The 15915-nt window shown below is 47.4% G+C and carries 17 protein-coding genes; 11 read left to right on the top strand and 6 right to left on the bottom strand.

Annotation, left to right across the window (positions count from 1 at the left end; translation table 11 throughout):
- Nucleotides 1–139 precede the first annotated feature (139 nt).
- Nucleotides 140–1573 carry an efflux RND transporter periplasmic adaptor subunit gene (locus PN462_RS08645; RefSeq protein ID WP_272127690.1) on the bottom strand — a complete coding sequence of 478 codons (1434 nt, stop codon included), beginning with the start codon at nucleotides 1571–1573 and terminating at the stop codon, nucleotides 140–142.
- A gap of 73 nt (nucleotides 1574–1646) precedes the next feature.
- On the opposite strand from PN462_RS08645, the gene PN462_RS08650 reads away from it, so the two are divergent.
- Nucleotides 1647–2492, top strand: coding sequence for a tetratricopeptide repeat protein (locus tag PN462_RS08650; protein WP_272127691.1), 846 nt, complete (start codon nucleotides 1647–1649; stop codon nucleotides 2490–2492).
- 164 nt (nucleotides 2493–2656) lie between these two features.
- Here the strand turns inward: PN462_RS08650 and PN462_RS08655 are convergent, their stop codons facing one another.
- Nucleotides 2657–3061 carry a response regulator gene (locus PN462_RS08655; protein WP_272127692.1) on the bottom strand — a complete coding sequence of 135 codons (405 nt, stop codon included), beginning with the start codon at nucleotides 3059–3061 and terminating at the stop codon, nucleotides 2657–2659.
- A 142-nt stretch (nucleotides 3062–3203) separates the two neighbouring features.
- On the opposite strand from PN462_RS08655, the gene PN462_RS08660 reads away from it, so the two are divergent.
- The 4 genes from PN462_RS08660 to lipB all read left to right on the top strand — a co-directional run bounded on the left by PN462_RS08660 (nucleotide 3204) and on the right by lipB (nucleotide 8276).
- Nucleotides 3204–5693, top strand: a complete 2490-nt coding sequence (locus tag PN462_RS08660) for a DNA gyrase/topoisomerase IV subunit A (RefSeq protein WP_272127693.1) — start codon at nucleotides 3204–3206, stop codon at nucleotides 5691–5693.
- An 83-nt stretch (nucleotides 5694–5776) separates the two neighbouring features.
- A complete protein-coding gene (locus PN462_RS08665; RefSeq protein ID WP_272127694.1) occupies nucleotides 5777–6139 on the top strand; it encodes a VOC family protein in 363 nt (120 codons plus the stop codon).
- A 103-nt stretch (nucleotides 6140–6242) separates the two neighbouring features.
- A complete protein-coding gene (locus tag PN462_RS08670) occupies nucleotides 6243–7529 on the top strand; it encodes a recombinase family protein (RefSeq protein WP_272127695.1) in 1287 nt (428 codons plus the stop codon).
- Between the two features lie 96 nt (nucleotides 7530–7625).
- The gene (gene lipB / locus PN462_RS08675; protein WP_272127696.1) at nucleotides 7626–8276 is read left to right on the top strand and encodes a lipoyl(octanoyl) transferase LipB; all 651 of its coding nucleotides are present in this window, start codon (nucleotides 7626–7628) and stop codon (nucleotides 8274–8276) included.
- 48 nt (nucleotides 8277–8324) lie between these two features.
- Here lipB and PN462_RS08680 read toward each other — a convergent pair whose 3' ends face one another.
- A complete protein-coding gene (locus tag PN462_RS08680; RefSeq protein WP_272127697.1) occupies nucleotides 8325–8651 on the bottom strand; it encodes a hypothetical protein in 327 nt (108 codons plus the stop codon).
- A 29-nt stretch (nucleotides 8652–8680) separates the two neighbouring features.
- Here PN462_RS08680 and PN462_RS08685 point away from each other — a divergent pair, with 29 nt between their 5' ends.
- Entirely contained in the window at nucleotides 8681–9373 is a 693-nt protein-coding gene (locus PN462_RS08685; protein ID WP_272127699.1) for a CADD family putative folate metabolism protein, read from the top strand.
- 85 nt (nucleotides 9374–9458) lie between these two features.
- Here the strand turns inward: PN462_RS08685 and PN462_RS08690 are convergent, their stop codons facing one another.
- Complete coding sequence (locus PN462_RS08690) at nucleotides 9459–10295, bottom strand: alpha/beta hydrolase (RefSeq protein ID WP_272127701.1); 837 nt, start codon at nucleotides 10293–10295, stop codon at nucleotides 9459–9461.
- A 130-nt stretch (nucleotides 10296–10425) separates the two neighbouring features.
- Between PN462_RS08690 and larB the strand changes: the two genes are divergently transcribed.
- From larB to PN462_RS08710, 4 genes are all read left to right on the top strand, one after another.
- Entirely contained in the window at nucleotides 10426–11202 is a 777-nt protein-coding gene (larB, locus tag PN462_RS08695) for a nickel pincer cofactor biosynthesis protein LarB (protein ID WP_272127702.1), read from the top strand.
- Nucleotides 11203–11382: 180 nt separating this feature from the next.
- Complete coding sequence (locus PN462_RS08700; RefSeq protein ID WP_272127703.1) at nucleotides 11383–12717, top strand: nicotinate phosphoribosyltransferase; 1335 nt, start codon at nucleotides 11383–11385, stop codon at nucleotides 12715–12717.
- A complete protein-coding gene (locus PN462_RS08705) occupies nucleotides 12710–13297 on the top strand; it encodes a nicotinate-nucleotide adenylyltransferase (protein WP_272127704.1) in 588 nt (195 codons plus the stop codon). Before PN462_RS08700 ends, PN462_RS08705 begins: the two co-directional genes overlap by 8 nt.
- Nucleotides 13298–13344: 47 nt before the next feature.
- Entirely contained in the window at nucleotides 13345–14082 is a 738-nt protein-coding gene (locus PN462_RS08710; protein WP_272127705.1) for an NUDIX hydrolase, read from the top strand.
- A 132-nt stretch (nucleotides 14083–14214) separates the two neighbouring features.
- On the opposite strand, the gene PN462_RS08715 is transcribed toward PN462_RS08710, so the two are convergent.
- Nucleotides 14215–15315, bottom strand: a complete 1101-nt coding sequence (locus PN462_RS08715; RefSeq protein WP_272127706.1) for a murein hydrolase activator EnvC family protein — start codon at nucleotides 15313–15315, stop codon at nucleotides 14215–14217.
- 232 nt (nucleotides 15316–15547) lie between these two features.
- Here PN462_RS08715 and PN462_RS08720 point away from each other — a divergent pair, with 232 nt between their 5' ends.
- Complete coding sequence (locus PN462_RS08720) at nucleotides 15548–15739, top strand: hypothetical protein (RefSeq protein ID WP_272127707.1); 192 nt, start codon at nucleotides 15548–15550, stop codon at nucleotides 15737–15739.
- Nucleotides 15740–15821: 82 nt separating this feature from the next.
- Here the strand turns inward: PN462_RS08720 and PN462_RS08725 are convergent.
- On the bottom strand, nucleotides 15822–15915 hold a 94-nt coding region (locus PN462_RS08725; protein ID WP_272126642.1), incomplete at its 5' end, for a transposase.

Raw genomic sequence — 15915 nt, forward strand, 5'->3', positions numbered from 1 at the left:
CCCAAGGTATATAACCCAAGGTATATAAAGGGAGCTAACACTCCGTTGGCAAAACCCCTCAAACGGGAGAAAGTCCATCTATCAACCCGTTTTAACGGGTTTGAGCTATTAGCCTTGGGTTTTAACCCAAGGTATATAACTATTCATTATTATTTTCTACATCACTCCCTTCCGGTAAATCAATAAACACCCGTTCCCCAGGAGAAAGTCCCGCAATAACCTGAGTTTGATCATCCACCGTTTGTCCCAATGTCACCTCCTTAAACTCCGGTTCATTATTGGCATTGAGAACATAAACCCCCTGGTCTCCATCTTGCGTCACCACCGCCACCGTAGGAATAGTTAACGCTTGCCCCAACTGTTGTCCTAAAAACGTCACATCCACATTCATCCCAGACAGTAACGCCTCCACCTCCGGCGCGAGAGCGATACGCACCTCAAAAGAAGTCACATTCTGCTCCACAACCGCCTCTGGGGCGACCAAACGCACCGCCCCCCGAAAAACCTGGTTTGGGTAAGCATCAGCGCGAATTTCCACAGGTTGCCGAGGTCGCACGTTGGGAATATCCACTTCTGGCACCCGGGCCAACACCTCCAACCCCCTGGCAATAGCCACAATAGACGTTGAAGTAGCCGAGGCCGTCACCGAGGCAGAGGTACTAGGGGCCACAAACGCGCCCTGAGTGGCGTATTTTTGCGTGATAATGCCATCAAACGGGGCAGTAATGAGACTATCCTCAAACCGCACTTGCACCTCCTTTAACTGCGCCTGAGCTTGTTTAGCCGCCGCTTGTAGTTGGGCAATTTCCGCTTGGGCGCTGCGTTCCGCTTCTTGGCGGGCGGCTTCCGCTTCAGCCAAACTGGCTTGTAATTCCGTAATTTCCGGTTGGGCCGTGGACACTGCCCGTTGTCGGGCCAGTTGCGCTTCGGCCAGTTGGGCGGCGGCTTGGCGGTATTCCAAGGCCACATCATCCACATTATTCAAAGAAATAGCCCCCTCTTGAACCGGGGCTTCGTAGCGTTGAAGGCGGGCCTCTGCCCGTTTGACACGCTCTTGGGCGGCCATAATTTGCGCTTCCGCTTGTCGGACTTCGGTGGGAATTCTCGCTTGGGCCTCTTGCACTCGCGCTTGGGCAGCGGCCACCCGGGCCCGGGCCTGGTTCACTTGTTGGGTAATGCGGACTTGTTGCTCTTGGAGAGAGGCGGCGGCCTGTTGTAAGTTGGCTTCCGCTTGCGCTCCTTGGGCCTGAATAATTTCATTATCCATCACAGCAATGGGTTGCCCTTCTTCAACGCGCATTCCCTGTTCAACGAGGAGACGTTGGACAATTCCCGCTTGGGTGGGGCTGAGGTTGACGTTTTCAATGGGGATAACAGTGCCACTGGCCTCCACTTCGAGACGGAGGGTTTGTTCGGTGGCAGGGACCGTATATTCGTCTAAGTCAAAGCGAGTTGCGTCTCCCATGACGACGGTGTAGGTGGTGACACCGAGGACAACAATGCCACCGCCAACTAGGCCAATAATCCAAGGGAGAGGGTTCTTCGTGATTGGGGACAGGTTAAGAAGGGTCATAACAAAGCTGATCGATCATGCCAAGTGTGACAATATGTATAAATGGTAGATGATGAGAAGTTGAGGCTGTACTGTGCCGAATCGTAACTGGTTGTTTTCAATTTTGGCAATTGCTGGGTCTTTGCAGGTGGCGTTACCTGCGGCGGGACAAGCCCTGTTACCTTATACCTTACAGGTTGAAGTCCAAGAGTTAGAAGAAAATGGCATTGCTCTTGTACAAGATGCTGTGCAGTTAGTGCGCTTTGAACAATATGACCAAGCGTTACCTCGGGCTAAGTTAGCGACGCAGTTAGCTCCGAATGTGTTTCAGTCTTGGTTTGTGTTGGGCAGTTTGTATATTCAGCAGCAGGAGTTTGATCAGGGCCTGGAGGTGTTACAACGGGCGTTGGAGTTGGCCCCGGAAGAAGCGGGGATTCGCTTTACTTTGGGGTCTGCTTATTTCCAAACTGAACAGTATGAGTTGGCGTTACAGCATTTGGAGAAAGGCTTGGAACTTGAGCCGAATTCGGTGGAGGCGTTGTTTGATCTGGGAAATACCCATTTGATGTTGGGTCAATATAGAGATGCAATTGCCTCCTACCAAATGGCTTTTGCCCAAGATGCCGAATTTTGGCCCGCCATCAATAACGTGGGACTCGTAAAATACGAACAAGGGGACATTACCGGGGCGGTGGAAGACTGGGAAACGGCTCTCGATATCGACCCAGATGCGGCAGAACCCAAATTGGCCATTGCTGTGGCCCTTTATACCCAAGGGGACACCGAAAAAGGCTTGGCCATGGGAGAAGCAGCCCTAAATCTTGATCCTAGTTATGGGGAAATTGAATTTCTCCGCAAAAACCTCTGGGGAGAGAAACTGCTCGAAGATACGCGGACGTTTCTCAGTACCCCCCAAATGCAAGCCATTGTCAGTCGGTAAATTCAGTCGCCCCCCTCTCTCGGCCAATTCCCTCTCAGGGAAGATTACTTGCCAAAGAAAGGCGAATTATAGTACAAAAATTCTATCTGGGAGAGACCACAGGCCCAAGGCAAAAATCGGGAGCGAACGTCACGCTCCCCGATGCTTTGTCCGCCCTTTTTCGCTCACTCCTCCGCCGTGGGAAGATATTGGCGAATGTCATCAACAAACTGTTGGTGATCCACGATAGGTTTAGAAATATAGCCATCGGCCCCACTTTGCTTGAGGAAATTTTCTCGGTCGCCTTCCATAGCGTGGGCAGTGACGAGGACAATGGGTAAAGAGGCCGTTTGGGGGTCTGCTTTCAGCATTTGGGTAATTTTAATCCCATCGACTGCTTTCCCCTGATAAACGCTATGGGCCAGAGAGACATCCATTAAAATAATATCTACCTCTCGGCCTTGGGCAGCCTGCATGACTTCTTCCACGTCCTCGGTGCCACGCACCTCTAGACCCCCACGTTTCTTCAAAATTTTAGAAAAAACCCGGAGATTAATGGGATCGTCTTCTACAATCAAAACGGTTGTCATAGGTGCTTCACTCAGTCCAATCTAGGAGATGCAAATTACTCGAAATTCGCGTCAACAATCCTTCTATCTGTAATATTCCCATTACTAGGGTAATCCGTCATCACCCTTCGCTGTAAGAAATTATCAAGGAAACGCAAAACTCATGGCCAAACAGCTTGACCTCATCGGGACTGCACAAATTATTCCCACTGCCCTCCATACGGAAATGGAACGGTCATATTTAGAATATGCCATGAGCGTGATTGTTGGGCGTGCTTTACCTGATGTGCGAGATGGCCTTAAACCTGTCCACCGTCGCATTCTCTATGCTATGCACGAACTCGGACTCACGCCAGACCGTCCTTTTCGGAAATGCGCTCGTGTGGTGGGGGATGTGTTGGGGAAATACCACCCCCATGGGGATCAGGCGGTGTATGATGCTCTGGTGCGGATGGTGCAGGTGTTTTCTTCCCGTTATCCTTTGTTAGCGGGTCATGGCAATTTTGGCTCGGTGGATAATGACCCCCCAGCGGCCATGCGCTACACGGAAACCCGCTTGGCCCCCATTGCTCAACAATCCATGTTAGGGGAAATTAGCGATGCGGTGATTGATTTCACCAGTAATTTTGATAATTCCCAACAAGAACCTGTTGTACTGCCTGCACAGTTGCCGAATCTCTTGCTGAATGGGTGTTCTGGGATTGCGGTGGGGATGGCTACCAATATTCCGCCGCACAATTTGGGGGAGTTGGTGGATGGGTTAATTGCGCTGATTGATAAACCGAATTTAAGTGATGAGAAACTCTGGAAATTAATTCCGGGGCCGGATTTCCCGACGGGGGGGGAAATTGTGGATACGAAAGGGATTGAGGATGCTTATCGCACGGGCCGGGGAATTATTCCGGTGCGGGGGGTGACGCGCATTGAGCAGATACGGACGGGGAAACGTCGCAGGACTAAACCCGTGATTGTGATTACGGAGTTACCCTTTCAGGTGAATAAGGCCGCTTGGATTGAAAAAGTGGCGGATTTGGTGAACCAAGGGAAAGTTGATGGGATTGGGGATATTCGGGATGAGAGCGATCGCGACGGAATGCGAGTGGTGATTGAATTAAAACGGGACGGTAAACCCCAAGAATTGCTGCGACAACTCTACAAGCAAACCCCCCTCCAGCAAAACTTTGGGGTGATTTTACTGACGCTGGTGAATAATAAACCCTGTCAGTTGAGTTTACGGGAGATTTTAGAGGAGTTTCTGCGATTTAGAGAGGAAACCCTCACCCGTCGTTATACGGATGAGTTAGAGCAAGCTCAACGGCGGATTCATTTGGTGGAAGGGCTTTTGGCGGCCTTGAATCAGTTAGATGAGGTGATTGATATTTTACGGAATGCACCGGATGGGACGACCGCGAAGGGAACTTTACAGGAGCGTTTGGGGATTAGTGACTCTCAGGCCGATTCTATTTTAGCCATGCCTCTACGTCGGTTGACGGGGTTGGAACGGCAAAAACTGGAAACGGAACAGCAGGAATTACAGGAGCAGATCGCGCAACTGGAATTATTATTGCGCGATCGCAAGGAACTCTTAAAAACCCTGAAAAAAGACCTCCGCAGTCTCAAACGGAAATTTAGCGACCAACGACGCACCCGCATTCGGCCCCTGAAAGAAATCGAACCGCCCAAAACCAGCAAAAAAGGCAGTTCCACCCCCTCCCCCGTCCTTGATCTCGACCTGCAAACCCCCATCCCTAAAGATGCGGTTGTTGAAATTAACCGCAAAGGGGCCATTTGTTGGCATTCTCCCCCCCCCAAAGTCAAACCCGCCAAAAAACCGGAAGATATCGTCATTTTCCGCCAACCCATTTCACAACGTTCCCAACTGATCACCATCACCGAAAGCGGTAAAGCCTACCCCATCACCGTCGCCGACATCCCCTCCTCTGGGGGACGGACTACACCCCTAATACAACTCCTCCCCAGTAGCGTCCAGAATAAGCGAGAAGGCACGTTAAAACACTTTTTTGTCCCAAAAGACCTAAACAAGCATTTCCTCGTCTTAATGACCGAAAAAGGGCGGATTAAACGCCTTGCCGGGTCAGAATTAGAAGGGTTAACCAATCGAGGGGCCCAGTTAATTAAAATTAAAGCTGAGGATGCCTTGCAGTATATTGGCTGGGCTACAGAGAAAGAACAAGTGTTAATTGCCACCTCTGCGGGCCGCATCGTCCGTTTCCCCGTCGATGACCAACAAATGCCGATTATGGGACGCACGGCCCAAGGAAATCAAGCCACACGAGTGCGGGTGAATGAAAGGATTGTGGGGTGTGCTACGGTAAACCCTCAGCAGGAGGTGCTGATTGTGACGCAGCAGGGTTACGCGAAGCGGTTACAGTTAGACACCATCCGTCAAGTGAGTCGCGGGGATATCGGCACACAAACCATTCAATTCCGTAAGCAAAGCGACCACCTGATCAGCATTTTACCCTCTCCTGGCACTGAGGCGGATGTTCCGGTGATTACCAGTAATAACCGGGTGTTATATTTCCAAGTGCAGTCGGTGCAGGTATGGGCTAAAGATGGGTATGGCGACTCTGTTTTAAAATTAGAGTCAGGGGAAGTGATTCAAGAAGTTGTCTCTGATGGTATTCTTTGACCTGTTTAGCCTTGGGTTTGAACCCAAGGCTAAAAATTTAGTTTCTATTCATGTATTCATTCTGTAGATAACTTAAAATAATCATGGAAATTACCCAAGGATTACATACAGCAATTTTAGTTTCAGACCTCAACCAAGCTAAGTCTTTTTATGAAGGGATTTTAGAACTGAATCAAGCGGAAAGAAACTTAAATTTTCCGGGGGAATGGTATCAAGTGGGAGACTATCAAATTCATTTAATGGTCAATGAAGCGGTGGAGCCAAAGACCTATAATGAGGAAAAATGGGGCAGAAATGCTCATTTAGCGTTACAGATTCAAGATTTAGCTCCGTTAAAGCGGCGATTAACTGAACACAATATCCCTTTTCAAATGAGTTCTTCCGGTCGTGCTGCATTATTTGTAAAAGACCCCGATGGCAATATTATAGAAGTCAATGAACAATAAGCAATAAGCAATGAACAATAGGCCATGAAAAATAAGCAATAAACAATTAGGTGTTTTCTCCTATTACCTATCACCTATTACCTATTACCCATTACCCAAAAAAATGATCTTTGCCTATTTATATAGCGATCCCTTATTAGAATCGCCTCCCGATGCGGGAATTTGGGGGGTGGAGTGCGATCGCGTGTTTCGGGACTTAGGCAACCGCACCCAACTCCACACCCTCCTACAAACCTGCGAAGATACTCCCCCCGACTACCTCCTCCTACGACGGTTAGAAGAATTAGGAGAAACCCTCGAACAGGTGAGTCAACACCTCAGCCACTTGGAAGGGAAAGACATTGAAATTATTACCACCGAACAATCCTACACCTCCTCACACCCCACCTTTTTACAACTCCTCAGCGAAATTCAACGAGAACAACGTCGTCGTCGCTTACGTCGCGGTCATGCTAAAAACCGTATCAAACGTCTCCCACCCCCCGGAAAAGCTCCCTATGGCTATCGTAGGGGCAAAGAACGCTATATTTTAGACCGGAGTACAGCCCCCCTTGTCAAAGCCTTTTTTGAACGCTATCTTCTCTTTGGGTCCCTGCGGGAGGCCGTGGGTTATTTGGAGAAAAAATACGGCAAAAAAATCTCCGTCACTACGGGCCAACGGTGGTTAACCAATGTGGTCTATCGGGGTGACTTACAATATCAAAATGGCGAAGTGATTGCCAATACCCATATCCCCATCCTGACAAGGGAAGAAGCGGCCCAAATTGACCGTTTGTTGCGGAGAAATCGCCGTTTACCCCCCAGGACGGCCAGTGCCTCTCATTCTCTCACGGGGTTGGTGGTGTGTCAGCACTGTGACTCCTCTATGAGGATTACCCGGACCACTTCACGGGGGAAGGGGAAGGACTATTGCTATGTGCGTCCCGTGAGTTGTCCCAACCGTCCTAAATGTAAGGGGATTCCCTATGAGACGTTACTCAACCGCACCGTTTATACTATTTGCCAAACGTTACCCCAGGCCGTCTCCCAACAACCCGGAACGGATTTAGGGGCAGTGAGAGGGGGAATAATGGCTCAAATTGGCGAGAAACAGGTGATTTGTCAACAAGTGGCGGATTTACACCAACAGGGCATTCTCGACGCAACTACCGCCGATCTGAGACAATACCAGTTACAGACGGAAATGGCTCAATTGCAAGAGAAACTCAGCCAACTGCCTCCGGAAAATTTAGGCGCGATCGCGCAAACGGTTTCCCTTCCACAATTTTGGTTTGACTTATCAGAAGCGGAACGACGGTTCTATTTTCGGGAGTTTTTGAAACAGATTCAGATTGTGCGCCAGAATACCAAAGATTGGACTGTGCAACTGATTTTTATTTTTAACTCGTAATCGGTTAATCCCCCATTAATAGCGTCTTTCCCGGATCATTGCTCAAAAATGGCCTTGACAACCCCTTTAAATTACGATAGATTTTCGCACTGGAAAATGGAGAAACGAAAGCATCGCTGCTGGATTCAGGTCATGGGACTTGTCCCATACTTAACCGCTTGGGAAAAGCAGCGATCGCTTCTTACTTCCAAATTGCACGATCCGACCTTGGAAGATGTACTGCTTCTCCTCGAACATCCCCCGGTTTACACCCTAGGGACAGGTAGCACCCCAGAGCATCTCAAGTTTGACCCAGAAACCCAACCCTACGAGTTACACCGCACGGAACGAGGGGGAGAGGTGACGTATCATTGTCCAGGTCAACTGGTGGGATATCCGATTCTGGATTTACGTCACTATCGGCAAGATTTACATTGGTATTTGCGACAGTTGGAGGAGGTGATCATTTGTGTTTTGGCAGAATATGGGTTACAGGGGACTCGCATTGAGGGGTTAACGGGGGTTTGGGTGGAAGGATATAAGGTGGCGGCCATTGGCATTAAAGTGAAGCGATGGATTACCATGCACGGGTTTGCGTTTAATGTCTGTCCCGATTTAAGCGGGTTTGAGTGCATTGTTCCCTGCGGGATTACCGATAAACCTGTGGGCAGTTTACAGCAGTTTGTGGGGGAGGTGTCCTTGGAAACTGTACGTCAGCAGGTGATTACTGCTTTTGCGGAGGTGTTTCAGGTGGAGATGGTACAGTAATCAGTAATCAGTAATCAGTAAACGGTTTTATGACCACTCCTATTACTCTCAATTTACCTGATCGCATTTATCAGCAAGCTCAACAACTTGCTCAAGAGGAGCAACAAGCAATTGAAAGTCATCTAAGGCCCTCAAATGAACCGAGGTAGAGCGATTATTAATTTTATAAAAATCGGGAAAATGGTCAGCTACCTGGGCCGCACCGTATTGGCCTATACTCTCCTCAAGACAGGCAAAACAACGAATTGCTCCCTGCGTAACCTGCTGTACAGACTGAGGGGATAAAATCTGCGATAATACCTCAACCCCAGTTTTCTTAAAGAAAAATTGCGAATTTAACGTCATTTGGCAGAAAATCGTGATAAATTGAGCCAAGACAACCAAATAATAGGAACTCACTGCAAATGGTAGCAACAGACGCTAAACTCACTGGACAAGATTTTCTGACTCAGATTGATGCCATGATCGATCAGCATCATTTACTCAAGCACCCTTTCTACCAACTCTGGAATGAAGGGAAACTCACGCTCCCAATGTTGCAGGAGTATGCCCAAGAATATTATTTACAAGTTCACAATTTCCCCACCTATGTGAGTGCCACTCACGCCGCTTGTGATAACTTGAAAATTCGTCAGATGTTGTTAGAAAACCTCATGGAAGAAGAATGGGGAAGTTCTAACCACCCGGAATTATGGTTACGCTTTGCGGAAGGTTTAGGGGTAGATCGGGAAGCGGTTTTAAACCGGGAAACCCTTGAAGAAACCAAGGAATCTGTGGAAACCCTGAAAACTTTAGCGCGGGATGAAAACCCGGCGGTTGGGTTAGCTGCGCTCTATGCTTATGAGTCGCAAATTCCTGAAGTTTCCACCACTAAAATTGAGGGACTCAAAGAATATTATAACATTGATGCAGAGGAAGCTCTCGCTTTCTTTACGGTTCACGAAAAAGCCGACGAAATTCACAGTCAGCAAACCCGCGAAGCGTTAACTCAACTCTGCGAAACTGAGGAGCAACAACAAGATGCGATCGCTGCTACCGAAAAAGCAGCTAAAGCCTTCAATTTACTCCTCGATGGGGTTTACAAAAACTACTGTTAATTCGCTTTTTTAATCCCCATTTTGCCCAAGAAAATAGGCTCTCTCCTCACCGCGAGGAGAGATTTTTTTTAACAATTGAACTAAATTATTCCCCTTCAAAATATAACTCTGTCTCCTCTCGGAATTGCTCATGTTGAAAAATAAACCGTTGCAGGGTATCAAAATAGATCGGTTCACCTTCGGCCATCCCCACTACCATCACCGTATTATGTCCCGCTTGAGGAATACGTCTTAAAAACTTATCATCAGACGCACAACAACTATATAACTCCTCTGCTTCTGTAATAGGAATTAACGTATCTTCTTCTCCATGTAAAATTAAAGTAGGTAACGTACAAGTTAACAACTTCCGTCCATTGCCAAACCCCTCCAAATTATCATCAAATTCGGGACAACTTCCCCCTAACCGTTGAATTAAACTATAGGTATCAACAAAGCCACTTTCCACAATTAAACCATCCAAATCTTCCCCATAGTGATAAGCTAACTCAATTGCCGGAACACTGCCTAAACTTCGTCCCATCACATAGCGTTTTGCAGGGTTCAAGTCATGCTCGGCTAAAATTTGCGAGAAGGCTTTAAAAATTGGGTGAGCATCGGCTAATAAATTACTCGCGGTGGGTGTACCTTCACTGCGGCCATATCCCCGATAATCCACCACACAAAAGGTCATTTTACGGTCGGTAAAAAACTCCGCCAACGCATGATAATCTGCTGCTAATTCTCCATTGCCATGAAAGAACAAAATCGCCGGATATTCCGCCGATTTAGACGGATACAGCCAACCGCCAATTTGTACCTCATCCTCTAGTTGAATCGTCCAAGGAATCGCTTCTTTATCCAAGGCTTTCGCATTGGTTTCGGGTCTAGGGTGAAAGAGAATGTTAAGCACCTTGGCATCATCTAAAATCTCGGTTTTCATTATTCCTTTTTCTGTTCCTAGTAATTGTTGTGAAAAGTTCTAATTTTATGATATAATTTTATTTTGAAAATAAAACAAAAAATTGAGCGATCGCTCAATTTCAAACCCCTCTCATTCTTCATTAACTTCTATGTCCGGTCGGGAAACGCTACAAATGATCTTAGAAGCGGTTGCTGCGGGGTATATCAGCCCTACTCAAGCCCAAGAAAAACTCAAAGCGATCGCCTACGAACCTGTAGAGCATTTTGCCAAAATTGACCAACATCGACAAGCCCGCACCGGATTTCCTGAAGTCATCTGGGGACAAGATAAAACCCCAGAGCAAATTATTAAAATTATGGACCGAATGCGCGGGGTACAAAGGGTGATCATGGCCACTCGCATCTCCCCCCCCATATATGAGCAAATCCAACGCCGTTTACCCGCCGTGCAGTATTATGAAATGGCCAGAATTTGTGCATTAGGGACCCCTGAACCCCGGCCACCGCAACAAGGAGAAATTACCCTCCTCACCGCAGGAACGGCTGATCTCCCCGTGGCCGAAGAAGCAGCCATCACCGCAGAATTAATGGGGTTTCCGGTACAACGGTTGTGGGATGTCGGGGTTTCGGGCATTCAACGATTATTAAGTAATCGGCAAATGCTAGATAATGCTGATGTCTTAATTGTAGTCGCAGGCATGGAAGGAGCATTACCTAGTGTTGTCGGAGGATTAGTCAATTGTCCCGTGGTTGCCGTCCCCACCAGTGTAGGATATGGGGCAAGTTTTGGGGGAATAGCAGCCTTACTCTCCATGTTAAACTCTTGTGCCGCCGGAATTGGAGTCGTCAATATTGATAATGGCTTTGGGGCGGCAATTTTAGCGGCTCAAATTTTACGCACTGGGGAAAAATTGAGCCAACGTTAACTCCCATTTCCCCAAGTTGGGGAGATGGGGAGGATGGGGAGGATGGGGAGTAACAACTGATTACTGTTCCCTGTTCCCTTTTTCACAAACAACAAACAACCAACAACAACCACCCCTTTGAATTTTGGTGAAAATCACTATAATTAAAATAACTTCTTTTGAGCGTACAGTAAACTCCTTATGCGTCAAGCTCGCCAACTTCTGCTTTCCCCCCAAGACTACAGCTTGCTGACTGATCTCTATCAACTGACGATGGCTGCTTGCTATACCGGGGAAGGGATTGAAAATAAACCCGCCAGCTTTGAACTGTTTACCCGTCGTTTGCCGGACCAGTTTGGGTATTTGCTGGCCATGGGACTGGAACAAGTCTTGGATTATTTGGAAAATCTCTCGTTTAGTCCTGAGCAAATTCAAGCGTTACAAGAGACGGGGATTTTTGCTCATGCTCCCGATCGCTTTTGGTCGATCCTTGAAACAGGTGAGTTTTTAGGGGATGTGTGGGCAGTGCCGGAAGGGACGGCAATTTTTCCCTATGAACCGATGTTGCGGGTGGATGCTCCCCTTTGGCAAGCGCAGTTAGTGGAAACTTATTTATTAAATGTTATCAATTATCAAAGTCTTGTGGCTACGAGGGCGGCTCGTATTCGAGATGTGGCGGGAGAGGAGGTGAAATTACTGGAATTCGGCACAAGACGGGCGTTTAGTCCCCAAGCCTCTCTCTGGGCGGCCAGAGCAGCGTTAGCGGGGGGGTTGGATGCGACTTCTAATGTGTTGGCGGCCTTGCAGTTGGGCCAGAAACCGTCAGGGACCATGGCCCATTCTCTGGTGATGGCGTTTACGGCATTATCGGGGGAGGAGGATGAGGCGTTTGCGGCGTTTTCTCGCTATTTTCCGACGGCCCCTTTACTCATTGATACTTACGACACCTTGGACGCGGCCAAGCGGTTGGCGGCCCAGGTGAAGGGGGGAGAAACTCAAGTGACGGGGGTTCGTCTGGATTCTGGGGATTTAGTGGCGTTGTCTCAGGCCGTGCGATCGCATCTTCCCGAAGCCACGATTTTTGCCAGTGGGGATATGGATGAATGGGAAATTCAACAACTCACCCAAGCGGGGGCCCTCATTGAGGGGTATGGAATTGGCACCAAGTTAGTCACTGGCCAACCCGTGAATGGGGTTTACAAGTTAGTGGAAATTGACGGGATTCCTACTAAAAAGGAATCCAGTGATAAAGCGACTTATGCGGGACGCAAACAAGTGTTTCGTCATGGGGACTATGATCGCCTCGGACTGGCTGAAGACGCGCCAGAAGCGGGAGAAACGCCTTTATTACAACAGGTGATGCAGCAAGGAAAACGGGTTTTTGAGACGGAATCCTTAGACAGTCTGCGTCAACGTAGTCGCCAGTCGGTGGCTGCCCTTTCCCCAAACACCCGTCAAGTGGATAATGGGAGTCCTGTGACGGTTCAAATTTCTCCAAGTTTACAACGACTACAAGAAAAAATGCGCTATGAATAATACCCCCTCTCCAACTAAAATCGCCCTTTTTGGGACCAGTGCTGATCCGCCAACGGCAGGCCACCAAGCTATTTTACGCTGGTTAGCAGAGCGTTATGATCTGGTGGCGGTTTGGGCTTCCGATAATCCGTTTAAGTCCCATCAAACGTCTCTCGATCACCGTATGATGATGTTGCGGTTAGTGATCCGGGAGATTCAACCGCCTTATCATAATATTCTGTTGCGGCGTGATCTCAGTAGTTCTCGGAGTATTGAGACGGTGGAACAAGCGAAGGTGATTTGGGGGGAGGAGACGGAGTTTGTCTTGGTGGTAGGATCGGATTTAGCGGGCCAAGTCACCCGTTGGTATAAAGCGCAGGAGTTACTCAAACAGGTACAATTGTTGATTGTGCCACGACCGGGTTATTCGGTGCAACATGAGGATATACAGGGGTTAGAGGAGATGGGGGCTAATTACGCGATCGCAGATTTTCAGGCCCCTAATGTATCTTCTACCGCATACCGCGATCGGGGCGATCGCACTGTTGTCATTCCCTTAGTTGAAGACTACATTCACCAACAACAATTATATGCGTCTTAACGTAACCTACACCCTTGGGAGTTATCTATTGCGCAGATTCTATCTTTATGAGTTATAATCCCCAACCCCAACCCCACCCAAAGCATCCCCTCGCGGAATTTAAGGTTGGGGTGGATAATGTTATTTTTTCTGTTGATACGGCCAATAATCGCCTTTTAGCGTTATTAGTCAAACGACTCCAAGACCCTTTTGCCAATTCTTGGAGTTTACCGGGGACATTAGTCCGAGAAGGGGAGTCTCTCGAAGATGCGGCCCATCGGATCTTGTCCGAGAAAATTAAGGTGGAAAATCTCTATTTAGAGCAATTATACACCTTTGGGAATCCAGGCCGAGACCCCAGAGAAGCGAAAGAGAGTTTCGGCGATCGTTATTTATCGGTGAGTTATTTTGCCTTGGTCCGCTTTGAGGAGGCAGAATTATTATTTAATCAAGGGGGAATGACGGCATGGTTTATGTTGCAAAAAATCCCGCAATTGGCATTTGATCACAATAAAATCCTCAATTATGGCTATCAACGCTTACGCAATAAATTAGAATATAGTCCCATTGCGTTTGATGTATTACCGGATTTATTTACCTTAAATGAAGTGTATCAATTATATTGTACCATATTAGGGGAAAATTTCTCCGATTATTCTAATTTTCGGACTCGTTTATTAAAGTTAGGGTTTTTGTCGGATACGGGAATAAAAGTTTCAAGAGGTGCAGGCCGTCCCGCCAGTTTATACCGCTTCGATGCGGAAGCCTTTGCCCCTTTAAAAAATAAGCCTTTAGTTTTTATTTGATTTTTTTATTGGTTGTTTGTTGTTTGTAAACAAGGGAACAGGGAACTCCGGAACTGGGAATAGTTTGTTGTTTGTTCTTCCCCATCTTCCCCATCTCCTCCATCTTTCCTATCACCAATTACCAATCACCAATTACCCATTCCCCAAATATTGTAACGGATCAACAGGTTTTCCCCCTTTACGGAGTTCAAAATGGAGATGGGGCCCCGTAGAAAGACCCGTTGAACCTACCTCAGCAATATTAGCTCCCTGCTTAATCGGTTGTCCTTCCTTCACATTAATTTTACGGGTATGACCGTATAACGTCGTAACCCCCCCACCGTGGTCAATGACCACCGTTTTGCCATATCCTCCATACCACCCGGCAAAAATCACCGTTCCACTATCTGCGGCAAAAATAGGACTCCCATAACTTCCCCCAAAATCAATCCCCGCATGTAGTCGTTTTCCTCCCAAAATGGGATGTTTCCGCCAGCCAAATTTACTGGTAATTTGGGCATTATGAGGCCGCATAAATTGACCTGTCCCCCCTACAATAAAAGAAGGACTCCGTGACACCCGATCTTGGATTAATTCCATTAATCCTTCCGAGTCTGCTTCGAGTTGTTGTTGAACCGCAACTAAGGTGGTTTGATCGGTCTTTAATCGGTTCAGTAAGTCTTCTTGAATGGCCAGTTGGGTTTTAATATCTTGTTGTTGTTGGAGAATTTGCGATCGCAACTGAGCAATATTCTCTTTTTGTTGCTGAATGTCGGCTTTTCGCGCTTTAATTTTATTGGCGGTTCGCTGTAATTCTTGGAGATGTTTGCGGTCTGCTTGATACACCCGTTTCAGTCGGGCCCGACGATCAAAAAATTCGTTAATATCCTTACTTCCTAATAACCAACCCCATCCATGACTGGCCACTGACTGACGTTGTAAAAAGCGTAATCGAGCAATGGTCGCTTTTAGTTTTGGCGCGTAACTTTTCCGTTCTTTCCCTAAGTCTTGTTCTAGTTTCCCCAAATCTCGATTGGCCACTTGTAACTGTTCTTCATAATAGTCCAGTTGCAAGTCCATGAGACGAACATTGTGTTTCAACCGGGACCGATACCGTTGGGCCGCTTCTTCAATATTAGCCAAGCGATCGCTTTCTTGTTGAACCTCCTGTTGCTGTTGCTGTAATTCTTGTTGCCAATGTTGCAATAAATTTACAGAAGGAGGAGTAGGTGCTGCAAGGGCAACTGAACTCAAGCACAGTCCGCTACAGAGCAGTAGTAGAACCATGGCGTTCCGAAACAAAAATTTAATTTTATGGCAATTGTGTAGCAGATGTGGCATACATCTCATCCGACCAGGAATAGGCTAGGATTTGGGCTGAACTGTGTAAGTTTTCTTTACACGCAGTTTGGGCTTCTCTACATAAACTGAAATTGGGGTAAGCCCCAATAACATACCTGCTTTTTATAACATTTGTGTATATATCATGATTCCTTGTCCTTGTTGTTCCCAACGAATGCTCATGTTCGCCCAAAAAGGTCGCACCTACTGGTATTGTCCCAACTGTCGTCAAGAAATGCCGGATTTACTCAATGTCATGATGACCGCCCAACATGAGCGATCGCACCTGAATGGACTGCGATCCAAGTTAGTCACGGAAGAAATTACCGTGTCTTAACCTGCCTTGTCAATGCTACAACGTTTTCAGGTTTTATTATCTTTAACCCTGAGAAGACCCTCGCCTCCGGCGATGGGATGAATCAGGGGGCAGTTTGATTCTCGACATACTGTTTTAATGTCTCAATTGTCACCCCTCCGCAACTAGCCACAAAGTACGAGCCTGTCCAAAAAACC

This window comes from Spirulina sp. CS-785/01, assembly GCF_028330525.1.
GTDB lineage: Bacteria > Cyanobacteriota > Cyanobacteriia > Cyanobacteriales > Spirulinaceae > JAQMSD01.

Coding starts and splice junctions, on each gene's coding strand:
- PN462_RS08645 (WP_272127690.1), bottom strand. CDS start 1,573: ATGACCCTTCTTAACCTGTCCCCAATCACGAAGAACCCTCTCCCTTGG.
- PN462_RS08655 (WP_272127692.1), bottom strand. CDS start 3,061: ATGACAACCGTTTTGATTGTAGAAGACGATCCCATTAATCTCCGGGTT.
- PN462_RS08660 (WP_272127693.1), top strand. CDS start 3,204: ATGGCCAAACAGCTTGACCTCATCGGGACTGCACAAATTATTCCCACT.
- PN462_RS08665 (WP_272127694.1), top strand. CDS start 5,777: ATGGAAATTACCCAAGGATTACATACAGCAATTTTAGTTTCAGACCTC.
- PN462_RS08670 (WP_272127695.1), top strand. CDS start 6,243: ATGATCTTTGCCTATTTATATAGCGATCCCTTATTAGAATCGCCTCCC.
- lipB (WP_272127696.1), top strand. CDS start 7,626: ATGGAGAAACGAAAGCATCGCTGCTGGATTCAGGTCATGGGACTTGTC.
- PN462_RS08685 (WP_272127699.1), top strand. CDS start 8,681: ATGGTAGCAACAGACGCTAAACTCACTGGACAAGATTTTCTGACTCAG.
- PN462_RS08690 (WP_272127701.1), bottom strand. CDS start 10,295: ATGAAAACCGAGATTTTAGATGATGCCAAGGTGCTTAACATTCTCTTT.
- larB (WP_272127702.1), top strand. CDS start 10,426: ATGTCCGGTCGGGAAACGCTACAAATGATCTTAGAAGCGGTTGCTGCG.
- PN462_RS08700 (WP_272127703.1), top strand. CDS start 11,383: ATGCGTCAAGCTCGCCAACTTCTGCTTTCCCCCCAAGACTACAGCTTG.
- PN462_RS08705 (WP_272127704.1), top strand. CDS start 12,710: ATGAATAATACCCCCTCTCCAACTAAAATCGCCCTTTTTGGGACCAGT.
- PN462_RS08710 (WP_272127705.1), top strand. CDS start 13,345: ATGAGTTATAATCCCCAACCCCAACCCCACCCAAAGCATCCCCTCGCG.
- PN462_RS08720 (WP_272127707.1), top strand. CDS start 15,548: ATGATTCCTTGTCCTTGTTGTTCCCAACGAATGCTCATGTTCGCCCAA.